19 protein-coding genes are annotated in these 17,846 nt (G+C 48.8%); 12 read left to right on the top strand and 7 right to left on the bottom strand.

Annotated elements, in window-relative coordinates:
* Positions 1-8: 8 nt before the first annotated feature.
* From GGR41_RS09015 to GGR41_RS09040, 6 genes are all read left to right on the top strand, one after another.
* Entirely contained in the window at positions 9-851 is an 843-nt protein-coding gene (locus GGR41_RS09015; RefSeq protein ID WP_167661548.1) for a class III extradiol dioxygenase subunit beta, read from the top strand.
* A gap of 46 nt (positions 852-897) precedes the next feature.
* A complete protein-coding gene (locus GGR41_RS09020) occupies positions 898-1,848 on the top strand; it encodes a Gfo/Idh/MocA family oxidoreductase (RefSeq protein WP_167661549.1) in 951 nt (316 codons plus the stop codon).
* Between the two features lie 59 nt (positions 1,849-1,907).
* Positions 1,908-2,891 (top strand): aldo/keto reductase, encoded by a 984-nt coding sequence (locus tag GGR41_RS09025; RefSeq protein ID WP_167661550.1) that lies wholly within the window; start codon positions 1,908-1,910, stop codon positions 2,889-2,891.
* Between the two features lie 143 nt (positions 2,892-3,034).
* Entirely contained in the window at positions 3,035-4,075 is a 1,041-nt protein-coding gene (locus GGR41_RS09030; protein ID WP_167661551.1) for a TRAP transporter substrate-binding protein, read from the top strand.
* Between the two features lie 68 nt (positions 4,076-4,143).
* Positions 4,144-4,674, top strand: coding sequence for a TRAP transporter small permease (locus GGR41_RS09035; RefSeq protein WP_167661552.1), 531 nt, complete (start codon positions 4,144-4,146; stop codon positions 4,672-4,674).
* Complete coding sequence (locus GGR41_RS09040; RefSeq protein WP_167661553.1) at positions 4,671-5,999, top strand: TRAP transporter large permease; 1,329 nt, start codon at positions 4,671-4,673, stop codon at positions 5,997-5,999. The genes GGR41_RS09035 and GGR41_RS09040 overlap by 4 nt, the downstream gene beginning before the upstream one ends.
* 758 nt (positions 6,000-6,757) lie before the next feature.
* On the opposite strand, the gene GGR41_RS09045 is transcribed toward GGR41_RS09040, so the two are convergent.
* Genes GGR41_RS09045 through GGR41_RS09065 form a run of 5 tightly spaced genes read right to left on the bottom strand, consistent with a single transcriptional unit; the run spans position 6,758 to position 10,047 of the window.
* Entirely contained in the window at positions 6,758-7,750 is a 993-nt protein-coding gene (locus GGR41_RS09045; RefSeq protein WP_167661554.1) for a Bug family tripartite tricarboxylate transporter substrate binding protein, read from the bottom strand.
* A gap of 11 nt (positions 7,751-7,761) precedes the next feature.
* Positions 7,762-8,817, bottom strand: coding sequence for an NAD(P)H-dependent glycerol-3-phosphate dehydrogenase (locus GGR41_RS09050; RefSeq protein WP_167661555.1), 1,056 nt, complete (start codon positions 8,815-8,817; stop codon positions 7,762-7,764).
* Complete coding sequence (gene secB / locus GGR41_RS09055) at positions 8,817-9,311, bottom strand: protein-export chaperone SecB (protein ID WP_077733942.1); 495 nt, start codon at positions 9,309-9,311, stop codon at positions 8,817-8,819. The genes GGR41_RS09050 and secB overlap by 1 nt, the downstream gene beginning before the upstream one ends.
* A 45-nt stretch (positions 9,312-9,356) precedes the next feature.
* Positions 9,357-9,614 carry a glutaredoxin 3 gene (gene grxC / locus GGR41_RS09060; protein WP_167661556.1) on the bottom strand — a complete coding sequence of 86 codons (258 nt, stop codon included), beginning with the start codon at positions 9,612-9,614 and terminating at the stop codon, positions 9,357-9,359.
* A 25-nt stretch (positions 9,615-9,639) separates the two neighbouring features.
* Positions 9,640-10,047 (bottom strand): rhodanese-like domain-containing protein, encoded by a 408-nt coding sequence (locus GGR41_RS09065; protein ID WP_167661557.1) that lies wholly within the window; start codon positions 10,045-10,047, stop codon positions 9,640-9,642.
* Positions 10,048-10,149: 102 nt separating this feature from the next.
* On the opposite strand from GGR41_RS09065, the gene gpmA reads away from it, so the two are divergent.
* The 4 genes from gpmA to GGR41_RS09085 all read left to right on the top strand — a co-directional run bounded on the left by gpmA (position 10,150) and on the right by GGR41_RS09085 (position 14,771).
* Positions 10,150-10,896, top strand: coding sequence for a 2,3-diphosphoglycerate-dependent phosphoglycerate mutase (gene gpmA, locus GGR41_RS09070; protein WP_167661558.1), 747 nt, complete (start codon positions 10,150-10,152; stop codon positions 10,894-10,896).
* An 8-nt stretch (positions 10,897-10,904) separates the two neighbouring features.
* The gene (locus tag GGR41_RS09075) at positions 10,905-12,440 is read left to right on the top strand and encodes a murein hydrolase activator EnvC family protein (protein ID WP_229711122.1); all 1,536 of its coding nucleotides are present in this window, start codon (positions 10,905-10,907) and stop codon (positions 12,438-12,440) included.
* Positions 12,441-12,516: 76 nt separating this feature from the next.
* Entirely contained in the window at positions 12,517-14,004 is a 1,488-nt protein-coding gene (locus GGR41_RS09080; RefSeq protein WP_167661559.1) for a S41 family peptidase, read from the top strand.
* Between the two features lie 8 nt (positions 14,005-14,012).
* Entirely contained in the window at positions 14,013-14,771 is a 759-nt protein-coding gene (locus GGR41_RS09085) for a HesA/MoeB/ThiF family protein (protein WP_167661560.1), read from the top strand.
* Between the two features lie 100 nt (positions 14,772-14,871).
* Here GGR41_RS09085 and GGR41_RS09090 read toward each other — a convergent pair whose 3' ends face one another.
* Both GGR41_RS09090 and GGR41_RS09095 read right to left on the bottom strand, forming a co-directional pair.
* Positions 14,872-15,207 carry a zinc ribbon domain-containing protein YjdM gene (locus GGR41_RS09090; protein ID WP_167661561.1) on the bottom strand — a complete coding sequence of 112 codons (336 nt, stop codon included), beginning with the start codon at positions 15,205-15,207 and terminating at the stop codon, positions 14,872-14,874.
* A 59-nt stretch (positions 15,208-15,266) separates the two neighbouring features.
* A complete protein-coding gene (locus GGR41_RS09095; protein WP_167661704.1) occupies positions 15,267-16,709 on the bottom strand; it encodes a DHA2 family efflux MFS transporter permease subunit in 1,443 nt (480 codons plus the stop codon).
* A gap of 50 nt (positions 16,710-16,759) precedes the next feature.
* Between GGR41_RS09095 and GGR41_RS09100 the strand changes: the two genes are divergently transcribed.
* Complete coding sequence (locus GGR41_RS09100; protein ID WP_077733938.1) at positions 16,760-16,951, top strand: DUF3460 family protein; 192 nt, start codon at positions 16,760-16,762, stop codon at positions 16,949-16,951.
* Between the two features lie 31 nt (positions 16,952-16,982).
* Complete coding sequence (locus GGR41_RS09105; RefSeq protein ID WP_209279789.1) at positions 16,983-17,834, top strand: segregation and condensation protein A; 852 nt, start codon at positions 16,983-16,985, stop codon at positions 17,832-17,834.
* Positions 17,835-17,846: the final 12 nt, after the last annotated feature.

Genomic DNA, 17,846 nt, shown 5'->3' on the forward strand with positions numbered 1-17,846 from the left:
GTTGAGTCATGGCAAAAATTAAACATTCTGTTTATACCTCCCATGTTCCTGCGATTGGGGCCGCACTGGATTTAGGCAAAGACCAAGAGCCGTATTGGAAAAAGGTTTTTGATGGTTATGAGTTTTCCAAGCAGTGGGAAAAAGAGAATAAGCCGGATGTCATCATTTTGGTTTATAACGATCATGCCAATAACTTTAGCTTGGATTTAATCCCTACCTTTGCGTTGGGTACGGGTGCATGGTTTGAGACCAGCGACGAAGGTTGGGGCAAACGTCCTGTGCCAGATGTAGAAGGGCATCCCGAGCTAGCCGCTCATATTGCCCATTCCGTCATTCAAGATGGCTTTGATTTAACCCTATGCAACAAAATGGAAGTGGACCACGGTTTAACGGTTCCCCTTTCCCTTATGTTTGGTCAGCCCGAGCAGTGGCCATGCCCTGTGATCCCTCTGCATGTCAACGTGGTGCAGTATCCTGTGCCTTCTGGGCAGCGTTGTTTGGATCTAGGCCGAGCCATTCGCCGCGCGGTGGACTCATTTGATCAAGACCTGAACGTACAAATTTGGGGCACAGGTGGCATGAGTCACCAGCTTCAAGGTCCTCGTGCCGGTTTGATCAACGCCGAATGGGATAACCAGTTTTTAGACCGTCTAGTCGAGGAGCCCGAAGAGTTAGCCCAGGTATCCCACGTCGAGTACGTGCGCGAGGCCGGTTCCGAGGGCATCGAGCTCGTCATGTGGCTGATTGCACGCGGTGCTATGGATGCAGATGTCGATGTATTACACCGTTTCTATCATGTTCCCGCTTCAAATACAGCCGTTGGCCATTTGATTCTAGAAAACAAAGACTAAGGCCTTGGGCCGTGTTTTTCTAACTCCAAATTGAAATGGAACACGTATGAAAAAAGTTAAAATTGCTCTAGTCGGTGCGGGTGCATTCGGGATTAAACACTTAGATGGGTTGGCGCGTATTCCCGAGGCCGAGGTCACCTATGTGGTGTCTAGCTCCAAGGAAAAAGCCCAAGAGGTCGCCGATAAGTACGGCGTACCTAATGCATCTGGCAACCTCGAAGACGCCCTAAATAGCGTCGATGTGGACGCTGTTATTTTGTGTACACCAACGCAAATGCACGCTTCGCAAACCTTGGCTTGCTTGAAAGCCGGCAAGCACGTGCAGGTTGAAATTCCTTTGGCAGACAATTTAGCTGATGCCGAAGAGGTGGTGGCTTTACAAAAGGAAACGGGCTTGGTTGCGATGGTAGGGCATACGCGTCGCTTTAACCCCAGTCACCAATGGGTGCACAACAAAATTAAAGCAGGCGAGCTTGCTATCCAACAAATGGATGTGCAAACGTATTTTTTCCGTCGCACCAATACCAATGCGCTAGGCAAGCCACGTTCGTGGACTGACCATTTGCTGTGGCACCATGCCGCACACACTGTGGATTTATTCCAGTACCAAACGGGTTCAAAAGTGGTAAAGGCTAATGCGATCCAAGGCCCTATTCACCCCGAGCTCGGTATTGCAATGGACATGTCCATTCAGTTGTTGACGGAAAGTGGGGCGGTATGTACGTTATCCTTGTCTTTCAATAACGAGGGGCCGTTTGGCACGTTCTTCCGTTATATTTGTGATAATGGTACATATTTAGCGCGTTACGACGATTTGTTCACCGGCAAAGACGAAGCCATTGATGTGTCTAAAGTAGACGTCTCTATGGACGGTATCGAGCTACAAGACCGTGAGTTCATTGCTGCCATCCTCGAAGGGCGCGAGCCCAACTCTAGTGTGGCATCTGTGTTTGAGTGTTATCGCACTTTGCACGACCTAGAGCAGCAATTAGTGTAATTCCCTTGTTCCCCTAGTTCTGAACTGAGCTAGGGGAATGCCGTTAACGGAGTCAATCAATGACCAGAACCATTGCCAATGAATCGGTGTTTCCTATTGGGCTAGGTTGTATGAACCTAAGCCATGCCTATGGCGAGCCGCTGTCTGAGGACGCTGGTGTGCGTTTGCTACAAAAAGCCCTAGAGCTAGGCATCAATCATTTTGATACAGCAACATTATATGGTTTTGGTAAAAACGAACGCCTAGTCGGCTCCGTGCTCAAGTCACACCGCCAACAGATTTTTTTAGCGAGTAAATGCGGGATGGCAGGGGTAGACGGCAAACGAGTGATTGATGGCCGTCCAGAAACCATCAAGGCCCAATGCGAGGCCTCATTACAGCGATTACAAACCGACGTGATCGACTTGTATTACTTGCATCGTTGGGATAAATCCGTGCCCATTGAAGACAGTGTGGGCGCGTTGGCTGATTTAGTGGCAGAGGGGAAAATCCGTTTTATTGGGTTGTCTGAAGTCTCGGGTGCCACCATTCGTAAAGCCCACCAGGTCCATCCTATTACAGCAGTACAAAACGAATACTCCTTATGGTCACGCAATGCCGAGCACGGTGCTTTAGCGGCATGTGAAGACATTGGTGCTAATCTAGTGGCTTTTAGTCCGTTAGCACGAGGTTTTTTAACTGGCAAATTACGTCACCTTGATGCCTTGGTTAAAAATGACATTCGACTAAATATGCCACGTTTTCAAGAGCCTAACTTTAGTCATAACTTGAAAGCGTTGCAGGAATTTGAGGCTTTGGCGCTTCAGGTTGGCTGTACGCCTGCCCAATTAGCCTTAGCCTGGTTGCTTGCCCAAAGCCCGAACGTAATACCTATTCCGGGCACTCGTTCTGTTGACCACTTAACTGAAAATAGTCAGGCTGCGCACGTGCAGCTCAGCAGTACAGTGGTGGCTCAGGCTGGAAGACTGATCAACCAGCACACCATTGCTGGAAATCGTTATCCTGAGGCAACCCTGAAAGAGATCGATACTGAGGAAATCTAATCGATAAATCGTGGTTTATATGTATCAAAATATGAGCAATGTATGTGTTCATACACAAGCTCAACTGTTGCCTTATCACTCTTTTTGACCCTTTCATTAACCTTAGGTATTTAGTTATAAAAATACTTTTGGAGACTAAAGCTATGCGAGTTAAACCTATTTTATCTGCTTTGTTTGTAGCAGCAGCGTCTTTGTCCGCACTAAGCGTTCAAGCCGAAACCATCACTTTGAAAGTGGCTCACTTTTTGCCCCCAAGCGCGCCTGGTCACACCAAGTTTATTGCGCCGTGGTGTGAAAAAATCGAGCAAGAATCCAAAGGTGAGCTTAAGTGTCAGATTTATCCTGCTATGCAGCTAGGTGGCACGCCTCCCCAGCTTTTCAACCAGGCCCGTGATGGCGTCGCTGATATCGTTTGGACCTTGCCAGGTTACACCGCCGGTCGTTTCCCTGTGACAGAGATTTTTGAATTACCGTTCATGACGACAACGCATTCTCCTTCATCCATGGCGATGTGGGATTTTGTGAGTGAAAACGCTATGGACGAATACAAGGGCGTAAAATTGATTGGTGCATGGGTAAACGGTGCCAACCAACTGCATATGCGCGATAAACCTATTCGTACCTTGGATGACTTAAAAGGCCTAAAAGTCCGTGCGCCATCCCGTTTAGGAAACCGCCTTTTAGCTACCTTGGGCGCTACACCCGTTGGTATGCCTGTGCCTCAAATGGCAGAAAGCTTATCTAAGGGTGTGATTGACGGTGCTTTAGTGCCTTGGGAGGTTTTACCTGCCACCAAAGCACATGAATTGACCAAATACCACACAGACACTGCTCCTGGCCGCGCCATGACCACAGCTACGATGGTGTACGTGATGAACGAAAAACGTTACAACAGCTTGCCAGATCACCTTAAAAAAGTGATTGATGACAACAGCGGTCGTGAGGTGTCAGGTTGGATTGCATCTCAGTACCAAGCCGCTGACGCTGCCGGTCGTGAAGCCGCTGAAAGCCGTGGTAACGAAGTGATTGTGCTATCTGCTGATGAAACCGCAAAATGGGAGGCTGCCTCCACATCCGTTGTTGATGAGTGGGTAAAAGACATCACAAGCAAAGGAAAAGACGGTCAGAAGATGGTTGATGAAGCGCGTGCTTTAGTTAAGAAATACACTGAAGCGGCGAATTAATTCCTTTAACCTTATATCGCATTGGATCTTGGGCGTGGTTGCCCAAGGTCTGCGTGACTAGCATTATTATGTCGACTTCAGAAACCCACACCGCTCCAGGCCCAGTTGGGGCCTTTATAGACCGCCTCTGTATTGTTTTAGCCTATATCGGGGGGGCTCTTTTTATTACCGAAGCCGTCATGTCGGTGATTAGCGTAATAGGGCGTACCTTTTTTTCTATGCCTATTCCTGGTGACTACGAACTGATTCAAGTGCTCTCTGCAGTAGGTATCACGATGTGCATGCCTTATTGTCAATTACGCCATGGTCATGTTTTTGTCGACTTCTTTACGCTTTGGGCGCCTCAGACTTTAAAGCGCTATTTGGATTCATTTGCCTGTCTGCTTTTGGCCTTATGTGCCTTTTTATTAGCATGGCGTAGCTGGGAAGGCATGATGGATATGCATGAGTATCAAGAAAGCTCCATGGTGCTTGGCTTGCCTATTTGGTGGGGCTATTTACCTATTGTTCCTTCGTTTATTATTTTTGGCATTGCAGCTCTTTACACCATGACATTTGGTTGGCAAAAGAACGCCTCTGACGAAGAGGTATTGGTATGACAGGTACTACCATTGGGCTCATCATCACTGGGCTCTTATTGTTTCTTTTAGTGATTCGCGTCCACATCGGTGTCGCCATGTTTTTGGCTGGCGCGATTGGCTACGCCTGGGTCAGCGGCTTAGATCCCCTGATGGCTCACTTAAAACATGCCGTTTACGGACGTTTTTCTGTTTACGACTTGTCAGTCGTACCCTTATTTTTACTGATGGGGCAATTTGCAACACAGGGTGGTTTGTCACGCGCTTTATTTAATGCCGCTAATTCATTTATTGGGCATTGGCGAGGCGGGATGGCCATGGCAGGTATTGCCTCATGTGCCGGCTTTGGTGCAATCAGTGGCTCGTCTTTAGCCACCGCTGCTACTATGTCACACGTTGTCTTACCCGAATTACGACGCCATAACTACGCGCCCAGCCTAGCTGGGGCCTCGTTAGCCGTAGGGGGCACGCTGGGTATGTTAATTCCTCCTTCGGTGCCATTGGTTATTTATGCCATTTTGGCGCAACAAAATATTGCCAAGCTCTTTATGGCCGCATTTTTGCCCGGCATTATTGCGGTAGTTGGGTATATTGTGGTGGTGGGGTTGGTCTGTTGGATACGTCCTGATCTGGCCGGCCCACGTGTAGAGCGGCATACCTGGGGGCGTCGACTAAAAACCCTCGCATCGACTTGGCCTGTGCTGCTTATTTTTGGTGTGGTCATTTTCGGTATTTATGCGGGCTTATTCACCCCTACCGAGGCCGCCGCAGTGGGCGCAGTCGCAACAGGAGTCACCGCCTGGCGTTCTGGTGGGCTACGCAATGGTGGGCTACAGCGCAGTATTTTAGGTACTGCTGTTGGCACCGGCATGATGTTTTTGATCCTGGTCGGCGCTGACATGCTGAATGCATTTTTAGCTGTAAGCCAAATTCCAGCGAATTTTGTGATTTGGGTCGAGTCATTAGGCCTAAGCCCCCTAAGCGTTTTGTTCGCTATTATTGTTGTGTATATTTTGTTGGGCTGTGTCATGGACAGTTTGTCTATGATCCTGCTCACTATCCCGATTTTCTTGCCTTTAATTTTAGGTATGGATTTCTGGGGCTTAGGGATGGATGAAAAAGCCATTTGGTTTGGTGTGCTGGCCTTAGTGGTAATGGAAATCGGCTTAATTACACCGCCCGTTGGAATGAACGTCTTTATTATTCATAATATTGCGCGTGATATTTCAGCAGGTACGATTTTCCGTGGTGTGATGCCTTTCTTGACGTGGGATGTTCTACGTATCGTATTGTTGGCCTTATTCCCTAGCTTATCCTTGGTTCTTGTACGTACTTTCGGAGGCTAATTGCTAACGTTTGTCCGTCATCGGCCTTGAAACCCCTCTGCATTGGCATGAGGGGTTTTTTTATGGCGATTGTAGTTAGGGGGTAAACAGATTTTTTGCTGCGCTTTCATAATCAGCCACTCGCTAGGCAGTGCTCACTCGCTGAACCGCTCATAGCTGGTTATGATGCACGTCTAAGAGAGGATGTGGCTTAGCATAAAACTTAATTTCTGCTGGTGGTATCCAGTTATCTTTACAAACACCCACCTTAAAGCAGTCATCTCTAAAGCAACTAAATCTAAAGCCATCGTCTTAATCCGCCTTAACTGATTTCAGCCTAGCTCAGCATCACGATCGAACGGTTCAGCGCGGAGCGAACGCCAGTGAGCGAGCACTGCCTAGTGAGAGCGTGATGCTGAGGGGGGCTGCGGGAGCAACTAAGCGCTTTGTGCTGAGGGAATGCAGGAGTAACTAAGCGTCTTGTGCTAAAGGGAAATGCAGGAGTAACAAAAAACGTACTTTGCCTTTGAAAAATGCGATCATGGATTAAAACGTATTCTTTTGGACGCGCTTTCATAATCAGCCATTCGCTAGGCAGTGCTCACTCGCTGGCGCTCGCTCCGCGCTGAATCGCTCATAGCTGGTTATGACGCGCGTCTAAGAGAGGATGCGGGTTAGGCTGGGTGTCTTTTACCTGCTTTCATAGCACACAAAAAGAGCCACAACAATGGTGGTTGTGGCTCAGTGACCTTTGGCGTAGCTAAGCAGGCATAGAACGTTTAATCTAGTGTTAGATTTAGACGCTCAATCACGGCATCCCAGCGTTCTTTTTCAGATTCGATCAAACCGGTCATGTCTTCAGGGCTAGAAGAAACCGGGGTGAAGTATAAAGCACGGATTTTTTCTTGAACATCAGGGCGTGCAATAACTTCTTGGGTTAATTGATTTAGACGCTGGACGATCTCATCAGGGGTGCCGGTGGGAACAAAAAGTGCATCCCAGGAAATCGCCTCAAAGCCTTTGTATTTCTCGTCGGCGGCAATCGGAGCCAGGCCAGGGATTAAATCACTTTCCTCTAGGCTAGTGACAGCCAAAGCGCGAATTTTGCCAGAGTTAACTTGGGGCATGGCGATGCCAGGTACCATGAAAGCAGCGTCAATATCGCCTGCAATGACCCCTGCAATAATTTGAGGGAAACCGCTATAAGGAATGTGCGCAAGCTCGATATCGGCCTCATGTTCAAGCATAGCCATGCTTAAATGAGAAGCACTACCTGCCCCGACAGAGCCGTAATTTAACTTACCTTTTTCTTTCTTAGCTAAATCAATGAATTGATCAATGTTTTCAGCGGGAGAGTTAGCGGGCACGATCAATACATTAGGGCTAGTGCCAACCAAGGAAATAGGTTGTAGATCTTTAAGTGGATCGTAGCCAAGCGTGTTTTTGTATAAAGTGGGCGCGGTAACCATGGGGCCATTGATAGTTAAAAGCAGAGTGTAACCATCTGGTTTAGCTTGGCTCACATAACGCGTGCCGATATTGCCCCCTGCACCGGGTTTGTTCTCGATGATGATGGTTTGACCCAGCTCTTTAGACATTGGCTCGGCCAACGTGCGTGCCAAAATGTCAGGCGAAGAACCTGCTGGGAAAGGCACCACCATTTGAATGGTTTTAGTCGGCCAGTCGGCTGCAGTCGCTACGGAATTTAGCGATAAACAAAGCATAGCGCTGCCCAGTACGGCCAGCATTTTTTTAGGTAAGTGAGTAAGCATATTTAATTTTTTTACAGTGAGGTTTCTAAACGAGGATCGCGCGCAAGGAGTTGCTGCACTGCTTGGTATGGAGCTAAACCATTAAATAGTACATCACAAACAGCCGATGTGATGGGGGCTTGTATTTGGTGGTGTAAAGCCAGTGTATGTGCAGCTTGAGCACAGCGCACGCCTTCAGCGGTTAACCCAGAGGCTAAAATCGCATCCAGAGACTGCCCTTGAGCTAAAGCTAAACCCACCTGACGGTTTCTAGAGAGGTCGCCTGTGGTCGTAAGGACCAAGTCTCCTAGACCCGTTAAGCCGGTAAACGTTGCTGCTTCGCCACCTAAAGCGACCCCTAAACGCTGCATTTCGGCTAGGCCACGTGTGATGAGCGCTGCCCGTGCATTCGTACCTAGCTGAAGTCCATCTGCTATACCACACGCAATAGCAATAATGTTTTTTAACGCGCCACCAATTTCCACGCCCATCAAATCCGTGCTGCTGTAGATGCGGGCGCTGTGACCATGAAAAATGTCTACGGTCGTTTGACACAAGACGTGTGAGTGACTGGCTACCGTCAACCCAAAGGGCAGCCCTTTAGCCACCTCTAGAGCAAAAGACGGGCCCGACAGCGTGCCAGTGTGCAGCCACGGGGCGTTACGAAGATGGTGATCGGTAATCTGATGAGGCAGCTGCCCTGTTACAGGATCAAAGCCCTTGCTTGTGCGTAAAAGAAAAAGCGGATGACGACGTGTTGCCGGTAGGGTAGCGTTGATGCGTTGACAAAGCTCTGCTAGACCAGCTAGGGGCACACCTAAAATAATTAAGCCAGCTTGCGTGTCGTTTCCTAATGCGTGGGCTAGGGCTTGCTCAAAATCGATTGTTGCCTGTAACTGCGTAGGCAGGTGAATGCCAGGTAAGTAGTGCGGAAGTTGATGCTGTTCGTTAATTTGTGCGGCGCTATGAGCACTGCGTGCCCAAATTGTTGTTGAGGCACGCTGACTGGCGAGCGCCGCTAAAGCGGTGCCCCAACTGCCTGCGCCAAGTACGGATACGGGTACAGAAGATAGGGCAGGCGCTGGCATTACTGAACCTGTTCGGTTGCGGCCGTACCGGCTTGTTCCGCAGCACGTTGCTCGTACAGGGCTTGGAAGTTAACTTCGCTTAGGTGCAGAGCTGGCAAGGAGGTGCGGTTGATCGCATCAGCAATGGTGGCACGCAGGTAGGGGTACAACATAGTTGGACACACAATACCAATAAGCGGATCCATTTGCTCGGCAGGAATATTGTCGATTTCAAAAATACCGGCTTGAGTGGCTTCAACCAAGTAAAGCACTTTGTCTTCAATGCGGGTGGTAACGGTAGCGGTGACGGCGGACTCGAAGACAGTTTGTGCTAAACGCTGAGCGCTAACGTTAATTTCTACTGATACAGTAGGGGCCTCTTGCTCTAGAAAAATTTCAGGTGCGTTGGGCATTTCTAGCGATAGGTCTTTAACGTAGGTGCGCTGTAAGCTGAATACGGGCGAGGCGTTTTGTTCTGTAGAGCCTGCGTTTTGGTTTTCTTGGTTCTCTGCCATGAGACATTCCTTTAGGGGTAGAAAGTGATAAGGTTAACTAGGCCGTTATGCTGAAAGCAGGGGGACTAGGCCACCTGCTTGATCTAATGCGGCTAAATCGTCGTAACCACCAATATGTTTATCATCTATGTAAATTTGTGGCACGGTACGACGCTTGGTGCGCTCCATCATAATGTCACGCTGAGCAGGATCTTTATCAATAAAGATTTTTTCGATCTCTGTCACACCACGTTGTTTTAACAACATTTCTGCACGGGTGCAAAAGGGGCAAACCACAGTGCAATACATTGTAACTTTAGCCATGAGTCATGCCTTTTAGTGAGTAAAGTTATGATTTTTTAAGAGGTAAGCCGGCTTGAGTCCAAGCCATAAGGCCGCCCTCTAGAACGGAAACATCATTAAAGCCTTGTTTGCGCAATGTCGCCACTTGACGAGAGGCATTGCGTCCAGAATCGCACACTAAGATAATGGGCTTATCTTTAGCAATTTTTTCGGTCTTGCTGACGAGGTCGGCCGCCGTAATATGACGTGATTGCGCAATGTGACCTGCTTTATAACTGTCGCCTGCGCGTATATCGATTAAAATTGCATTTTGCTGATTAATTTTTTGAGTCGCTTGGCTTGGAGATAGAAACTGGCCTCCGCGTTTAGAGAGGCTAGGGAACATCAACATCATGCCGGAAATAAAGGCCACCACGAGTATCAGCAGATTGTTGGTATCGGTTAAAAAGTCCACGATGCGTCCTGTGTAAAACTTAGTTTAGATTAAAAGTGTTAAAGGGCTGTTTCGACTAATTATAATGGACAAAAATTTTGCAACCTAAAGGCTATTTTTACCATGTATAAACTTGTATTGATGCGCCACGGCGAGAGCCAGTGGAACCTAGAAAATCGTTTCACCGGCTGGACAGATGTTGATTTGACCGAAGCGGGTCGTGAACAAGCCAAACAAGCCGGAGAGCTCTTAAAAGCCAACGGGTTTTCTTTTGATATCGCATTTAGCTCCGTATTAAAACGTGCAATCCGTACATTATGGATTGTTTTAGATACCATGGATAGCGTTCATATCCCTGTAGGCAAAACCTGGCGCTTAAACGAGCGTCATTATGGTACTTTACAAGGCTTAAATAAAGCAGAAACCGCAGAAAAGTATGGTGACGAGCAAGTCATGATCTGGCGTCGTGCCTATGCCATTGGCCCTGACCCAGTCGCTGAAGACGATCCACGTCACCCCAAGAACGACCCACGCTATGCCAACTTAAAGCCCGAGCAACTGCCTGCTACCGAGTGCCTAGAGCAAACGGTTGAGCGCGTCGTCCCTTTCTGGAACGATAGCATTGCTCCAGCCATTCGCTCAGGCCGCAATGTCTTAATTACAGCACATGGTAATAGCTTGCGTGCGTTGATCAAACATTTGGATAACATCTCCGAAGAAGACATTGTGCATTTGAACCTGCCTACTGGTCAGCCCTTGGTATACGAGTTAGATGAAAACTTAAAACCCATTCGCCATTACTTTTTAGGCGATGAGGACGCGATCAAGGCCCAAATGGCCGCAGTCGCTAATCAAGGCAAGGCCAAATAAACAAAACCATGAAAAAAATGATGCGTGTTGGGTTGGCATGTGTGCTGATGGTCTGTGGCCAGAGCTTGCTATGGGCCCAAGCCAACCTAAGCGCGCAGCAAGCTGAAGCTCAAAAGCAACGTGCTGAGCTTCAGCAGCGTATTAACCAATTGCAAAAGCATATTGAGTCCACGCAAACCAACAAGAAAGACGCCACGCATGCATTACGAGATGTAGAGACGCGTATTTCCAGCACCGACCGCGAGCTCAACGCCTTACAGCAGCGTCAAAAACAAGTGCAAACACATTTGGCTGATTTGCAAGCTCAAATTACCGCGCAGCAGCAGCAACAAAACGAGGGGCAGGCCCAACTAGCAGAGCAGTTACGTAGCCAGTATGCAAACGGCTTATCCCCTTGGACGGCATTACTCTCAGGCAATGACCCCCAAGAAATTCAGCGCGAGCTGGGATATTTGGGGTATGTAAATCAAGCTCAAGCCAATCAGGTACGGCAACTCCAAAAAGGCCTCGAGCGTTTGCAGCAGCTGAAGGCGGCTGTACAGAAAAACGAAACAGAACTCGTGCAGCTAACGCAAAAAACTGAAGCACAAAAACAACAGTTGCAAAGTCAACAGGCCGAGCGAGAGCAGGTCTTAAAAAACATTGAGACCGAGCTGGCTGCCCAACAAAAACAGGCTCAGCACTTAGCCACTAACGACGCTCGACTAGGTCAGTTGATCACCGGCTTAGAAAAAGAAATTGCGCGTCAGGCCGAGTTACGCCGTTTAGCCGAAGAGCGCCGACGCGCCGAGGAAGCGCGCCGTAAAGCCGAAGAGGCGCGTCGTTTGGCCGAACAAAAGCGTCTTGCTGAGGCACAACGACAGCAAGCGCTGAAAGCAGAGCAGCAGCGCATTGCGGAAGCAAAAGCACAGGCTGAACAATTGCGTCAGCAGCAGGAACAAGCGCAACAATCTCAAAACGAGACCGATTTGGTCGCTTTACGCCAAGCACAGCTCAAGCGCGATAAACAACTGGCTGCAGAGCGTGAGGCCGCCCGCAAAGAAGAAGCGCGTTGGCATGCTCTAGCCCACACGCCCGCGCAACCAGCAGAGCCCGAGCCAAAGCCGGTTCGAGTAGAGCCAAAAGTACAAGCCCCCACCGAGCCCCCAAATGGCTTTAAGGGCTTAAAAAAAGGTGCGCCACCGCCTGTGCGTGGCGAGCAACTCGGCATGTTTGGTGGCGAGCGTCCCGACGGTGGTACTTGGCGCGGTATTGTATTGCGCGCTGCCGCGGGCACTCCGGTTAAAGCCATTGCCCCAGGACGTGTGGTTTTTGCTAATTGGATGTCAGGATTTGGTAACTTATTAATTGTGGATCACGGCGAAGGTTTCCTAAGTGTTTATGGTAATAACCAAAGCGTGTTAAAACAGGTAGGGGATATCGTCTCGACTGGCGACGCAATTGCTAGAGTAGGGGCAACGGGTGGACAGGTCGATCCGGGCGTTTATATTGAAATACGCCATCATGGTCAACCGGTAAACCCACAACTTTGGCTACGCAATTAAAGAGCGAACTGTCTATAATTCCGCTATAGTGCGCTATATAGGCGTGATTTCAATTTAGATAAATAGGACTTTGTGCATGGGCACTCGTAGGCTAAACCGTATAGGATTACTAGTACTTGGTGGAGTAGGTGGCGTATTAGCGAGCTTAGCGATCAATGCTGTCGCTCAACGAGGCGAGCCTTTACCCTTGCGTGAACTGCAGCAGTTTGCCAATGTGTATTCTGCAATTAAAAGCAGCTACGTCGAGCCACTGGGTGACGAAGCGTTAATTAACGAAGCCATTAAAGGCCTATTTAACGAGCTAGACCCTCATTCGTCTTATCTTGACGCTGATGCGTTTAAAGACATGGAGTCCATGACCCAAGGCGGTTTTGGCGGGTTAGGTATTGAAATTGGTCATGAAAATGGCTATCCCACGGTTATTTCACCTATCGAAGACACACCAGCTGCCAAGGCCGGTATTCTGGCTGGGGACGTGATCGTAGGCATAGACGGCAAATCCACCAAAGACATGCCATTAAACGATGCGGTCAAAATGATGCGTGGTCAGCCTAACACCTCAATCGAACTGGAAATCCAGCGTGGCGACCAAAAGCCGTTTAAAGTAACTATTGTGCGTGACCACATTAAAGTACAAAGTGTACGTGGCAAGCGCTTAGATGACGATTTGCTCTATGTGCGTATTTCCCAATTCCAAGAGCGCACAGCTGCCGATTTAGTGCGTCAGCTTCAAACCCTAAGCAATGGTCAAGCCCCTCGCGGCTTGGTGCTCGACTTGCGTAACGACCCCGGTGGATTGCTAGATAGCGCTATTGGCGTGTCCTCGGCTTTCTTAAACAGTGGCGATTTGGTGGTTTCAACCAAGGGTCGTATTCCTTCATCCAATCGTGAGTACTACGTTAAGCCCATCACTCAGGTTCTAGGCAGCAACGATCGTCAAATGCTCGAGCAAATGGATTGGCTCAAACAGATTCCGATTGTGGTGTTAATTAATGCGGGTTCGGCATCGGCTTCTGAAATTGTTGCTGGCGCGCTACAGGATCACGGTCGTGCCACGGTAATGGGTACACGCAGTTTTGGTAAGGGCTCTGTACAAAGCGTGTTGCCGCTTAGTGCCGAGGCAGGCATTAAGCTGACCACAGCACTCTATTACACACCCAGTGGTAAATCCATCCAGGTCACTGGGGTCGAGCCCGATGTCTATGTAGATGATACGCCTAATGGCAACTTGTTCCGTATTCCGCGCGAGGCAGACCTACAGCGTCACTTAAACAATGCGGTGGTCGAGGACGAATCTACCCTTGGTGCAGATGAGACCTACGTTAAAGACCCAAAAATGTTTGAGTTTGGGGGCGAGGACGACTTCCAACTGCGTCAGGCTATCAACCACCTAGAGGGACGGCCTGTTAAAAAAACAGACCCCACTCTGGTTCAAGCGGATTCAGAAAACGCGACAGCACAGTCAGCAGAGGCTGAAAAAAAAAGCCCAGTAAAAGCGACTAATACCCAAGAGGTACAGCGTTTCCGTATCACTCCTGAAGGTGTGCAACCGATTCAAAAATAAAAGGCCGTATGTCGTTAGATGATGCACAACTCATGCGCTATGCTCGTCATATTTTATTGGACGAGTATGGCATTGAGGCTCAAGAAAAAGTGTCAGCTGCCAAAGTTCTCATCGTAGGCGCTGGCGGCTTAGGTTCTCCTGCTGCGTATTATTTAGCTGCTGCGGGGGTGGGTCACATCACCCTCGTCGATGATGATGAGGTCGATCTCAGTAATTTACAGCGTCAAATATTGCATAATTCCGAACGGGTTGGGGTAAACAAGGCGCAGTCGGGGCAGCAAACTTTGCAGGCGTTAAATCCGCTAATCATCATCGAGCCATTGGCGCAGCGGTTGTCTGATGCCGATCTGGATCGCTTAATGCCGCAGCACGATGTGGTGCTGGACTGCACAGATAATTTCGCTACGCGCCATGCGATTAATCGCGCTGCCGTTCGTCATCGTGTACCCATTGTTTCGGGCGCGGGTATTCGTTTTGCGGGGCAAATCAGTGTGTACGACCTGCGTGACGACCAGGCGCCTTGCTATCACTGCCTTTTTCCAGAGGCTGATGATGTTCAAGAGCTGCGTTGCGCTACCACCGGGGTGTTAGGGCCATTAGTGGGCATGGTGGGCTGCATTCAAGCCGCCGAGGCATTAAAAGTGATTGGCGGCTTCGGAGAACCGCTCGTAGGGCGCCTATTAAGCGTTGATGCGTTGACAATGCAGTGGCATACCGTGCGTTTCCGTAAAGACCCAAAGTGCAGCGTGTGTGGGTCTACTACTTAGTTTTTAAATAGATAATTAGTGAAACGGCTGCGATGCAATGAGATCACGGCCGTTTTTTTGTGCATGCTGAACCTGATGGTGTTAGAACCACCCGCCACGCTTAGGCTTTTTTCAGAAACTCGGACTTTAACTCGTAGGGGGTGCCGTTAATGCGACAGGCAATATCGTGGTCGCCTTCAATAATACGAATGCCGCGTACTTTGGTGCCTTTTTTGAGATTAGTGGATGAGCCTTTTACTTTTAAGTCTTTGATAAGCAACACATCGTCACCGTCTTGAAGCGGAGTGCCATTGCTATCACGCACTATCGGTGAGTCTTCTGCCTGAGTTTCAGCCTGCATTGGCCATTCGTGAGCACAATCGGGACAAATGTAATGGTCTTGGTCGGGGTAGGTGTGTTCCATACCGCATTGAGGGCAAGCAGGAATTGTATTCATAGGTACCTTTTGGCTTTTAAGCGAAATTAGATGTAATTAAATAAAAAATCGCATCAATTCTACTCTTTTTTTGAACTAGAGGCGAAATCAGGCTGACGCCGAGGCAAGCGTTTAAAAGAGAAAAAAGATAAAGCCGTTAATAGCCCCATGACGATAAACCCCCAAAACAAATCATTTTGATTTACGCTGATGTTACCGTGCAGCTGCATACTGATATTTAATGTGATGGCTGCGCAAGCCACTCCTAAACTGATACCTAGCTGTTGGGCCATGGCTGCAAACGAGCTAGCACGGCTCATGGCATTTTGGCTAAGGTCAACATAAGTCAGGGTATTGACGGCAGTAAATTGCAGAGACCTAAATAAACCACCTATAGCCAAGACCAATGAAATCACCCATAAAGATGTTTGCTCGTTAAATACGGCACAAACTGCGATAAAAAGCCCCGTCAGCAAAGCGTTATACATCAGCACAGTGCGATAGCCAAAACGGCGAATAATGGCTGGCGCTAGCGGCTTGATGACTAATGCCCCGACAGCGCTGGTAAATGTGACCAAACCGGCGGTCATGGGGCTTAGCCCAAAACCTAACTGCAATAAAATAGCTAGCATAAAGGGTACTGACCCCAAGGCAAAGCGACATAAGTTGCCCCCTAGAATTGAGACCGCAAAGCTGCGCGTTTTTAGTAGGGACAGGTCTAAAATGGGAAAAGCGGTATGGCGTGCATGCCAGATATACCACAGCGCAGTTATGAGGCCAGTGCTAAGCAATAAGGCAAGCTGACGCGGCGTGAATTCGCTGTGTCCAAAAGACTCAAAGCTAATCACTAAGCAAGCCAGAGCCGTAGCACTAAGAATAAAACCAAACCAATCCAACGGTGGCTTGTCGGCAATGACGTCTACGCGTATAAATTTTAAAATAAGGAAAATGCCCAGTATGCCTACGGGAACATTCATTAAGAAGATCCAGTGCCAGCTCATGTAGGTAACAAAAAAACCACCTACTGGTGGCCCAATAATTGGCCCAAGTAACGCCGGCAGACTTAACACAGCCATTGCCCCCAGCAGTTCGTCTTTAGGCACACGGCGCAGCATAATAATGCGTCCAACCGGCACCATCATGGCACCAGCGACCCCCTGCACAATGCGTGCGGCAATCAGTTGCGGTAGTGTTTGTGACGCCGCGCAAGCCACAGAGCTAAGCGTAAAGAGTAAAACAGCGGCAATAAAAACCCGTCGCGCCCCAAAACGATCTGCGGCCCAGCCACTGATAGGAACAAATACCGCCACCGCCAATAAATAACTGGTGATAATGGTGTTCATGCGCACTACATCGGTGCCTAAAGCTTGGGCCATCATGGGCAGCGCAGTGGCGACCACTGTTGCATCAAGCATTTGCATAAATAAGGCACAGCCAACGATATACGGAATAATACGTATGGCTTGGCGTTCACGGGCAGATAATTGGGAGATAGATTGTGAGGGAAGCTGTTCGGTTGGCATAGGATTGCAGTACACTGTGCGTATGTTCAATTTTTTCTTTACACCCCATTATGGCAAAGAATTACGAATCTGATATCACCCAGTTCCTAAACAATTTCAAAAAGCAGCATCCCGAGACCGATGCAAAGCAACGCGAGGGACGGGGCCGTTTATGGGACAAACCCATTGATCAAGAGGCTCAAGCCGACTACAAAGCTGCTAATGTGCCCCAAGATCCTTATGTGTATTACCAAAATCCCTAAGCTCAACGTGTTTTAAGGGGTGGACGATCTTTTGGACACCTCAGTGCTAGAACCCGAGACTTCCTTAGCGCCTAAGGAAGCGTTTGCGCGTTTGTATGGCGAGCCATTATTTAGTCTCCCGCACGACCTCTATATCCCCCCTCAGGCCTTAGAAGTCATTTTACATAGCTTCGAAGGGCCACTTGATCTCTTGCTGTATTTAATTCGCAAGCAGAACTTAGATGTGCTGGATATTCCCATGGCGCAGGTCACAGAGCAATACCTCAGTTATGTCGAGCAAATTCGTCAAACGAATCTAGAGTTAGCGGGCGAGTATTTATTAATGGCGGCGCTCTTAATTGAGATTAAGTCGCGCATGTTGCTGCCTGTTAAAAAGGCGGATACCGGCGAGGAAGTGGAAGACCCACGGGCCGAGTTAGTGCGCCGCTTGCTGGCCTACGAGCAAATGAAGCGAGCCGCTCTAGCACTGGAAGACCTGCCACGGGTAGAGCGTGATTTCGAACTCAGTGCTGTACAGGTTGATTTGCACATCGAAGAGGTGTTCCCCGATGTGTGTGCCGACGATTTGCGTGAAGCTTGGTTAGGTATTTTGCAACGCGCTAAACTTCATCAATCTCATACGATCACCCGCGAGCAGCTTTCTGTGCGCGATCACATGAGTCAAATTTTACGCCGCTTGTCTAACCATGAGTTTTTAGAGTTTAATCAGTTGTTTGATGATGTCTTAGGGCAAGCAATTACCGACGCAGCGGCGGTAGTGGTTGTGCACTTTTTAGCTATGCTAGAGCTAGCAAAAGAGTCTCTGGTTGCACTCACCCAAGCCGAGCCCTATGCGCCCATTTACTTACGGTTAGCGTATACGCAACCTACTGTTACCGCTTAATTTTTTCCATCG

Origin of the sequence: Paenalcaligenes hominis, from assembly GCF_011927625.1 — a bacterium.
Taxonomy (GTDB): Bacteria; Pseudomonadota; Gammaproteobacteria; order Burkholderiales; family Burkholderiaceae_B; genus Paenalcaligenes; species Paenalcaligenes hominis.

Bases quoted from the DNA above. Each gene is read 5' to 3' on its own strand.
- GGR41_RS09015 (WP_167661548.1), top strand. From the start codon at position 9: ATGGCAAAAATTAAACATTCTGTTTATACCTCCCATGTTCCTGCGATT.
- GGR41_RS09020 (WP_167661549.1), top strand. From the start codon at position 898: ATGAAAAAAGTTAAAATTGCTCTAGTCGGTGCGGGTGCATTCGGGATT.
- GGR41_RS09025 (WP_167661550.1), top strand. From the start codon at position 1,908: ATGACCAGAACCATTGCCAATGAATCGGTGTTTCCTATTGGGCTAGGT.
- GGR41_RS09030 (WP_167661551.1), top strand. From the start codon at position 3,035: ATGCGAGTTAAACCTATTTTATCTGCTTTGTTTGTAGCAGCAGCGTCT.
- GGR41_RS09035 (WP_167661552.1), top strand. From the start codon at position 4,144: ATGTCGACTTCAGAAACCCACACCGCTCCAGGCCCAGTTGGGGCCTTT.
- GGR41_RS09040 (WP_167661553.1), top strand. From the start codon at position 4,671: ATGACAGGTACTACCATTGGGCTCATCATCACTGGGCTCTTATTGTTT.
- GGR41_RS09045 (WP_167661554.1), bottom strand. From the start codon at position 7,750: ATGCTTACTCACTTACCTAAAAAAATGCTGGCCGTACTGGGCAGCGCT.
- GGR41_RS09050 (WP_167661555.1), bottom strand. From the start codon at position 8,817: ATGCCAGCGCCTGCCCTATCTTCTGTACCCGTATCCGTACTTGGCGCA.
- secB (WP_077733942.1), bottom strand. From the start codon at position 9,311: ATGGCAGAGAACCAAGAAAACCAAAACGCAGGCTCTACAGAACAAAAC.
- grxC (WP_167661556.1), bottom strand. From the start codon at position 9,614: ATGGCTAAAGTTACAATGTATTGCACTGTGGTTTGCCCCTTTTGCACC.
- gpmA (WP_167661558.1), top strand. From the start codon at position 10,150: ATGTATAAACTTGTATTGATGCGCCACGGCGAGAGCCAGTGGAACCTA.
- GGR41_RS09075 (WP_229711122.1), top strand. From the start codon at position 10,905: ATGAAAAAAATGATGCGTGTTGGGTTGGCATGTGTGCTGATGGTCTGT.
- GGR41_RS09080 (WP_167661559.1), top strand. From the start codon at position 12,517: ATGGGCACTCGTAGGCTAAACCGTATAGGATTACTAGTACTTGGTGGA.
- GGR41_RS09085 (WP_167661560.1), top strand. From the start codon at position 14,013: ATGTCGTTAGATGATGCACAACTCATGCGCTATGCTCGTCATATTTTA.
- GGR41_RS09090 (WP_167661561.1), bottom strand. From the start codon at position 15,207: ATGAATACAATTCCTGCTTGCCCTCAATGCGGTATGGAACACACCTAC.
- GGR41_RS09095 (WP_167661704.1), bottom strand. From the start codon at position 16,709: ATGCCAACCGAACAGCTTCCCTCACAATCTATCTCCCAATTATCTGCC.
- GGR41_RS09100 (WP_077733938.1), top strand. From the start codon at position 16,760: ATGGCAAAGAATTACGAATCTGATATCACCCAGTTCCTAAACAATTTC.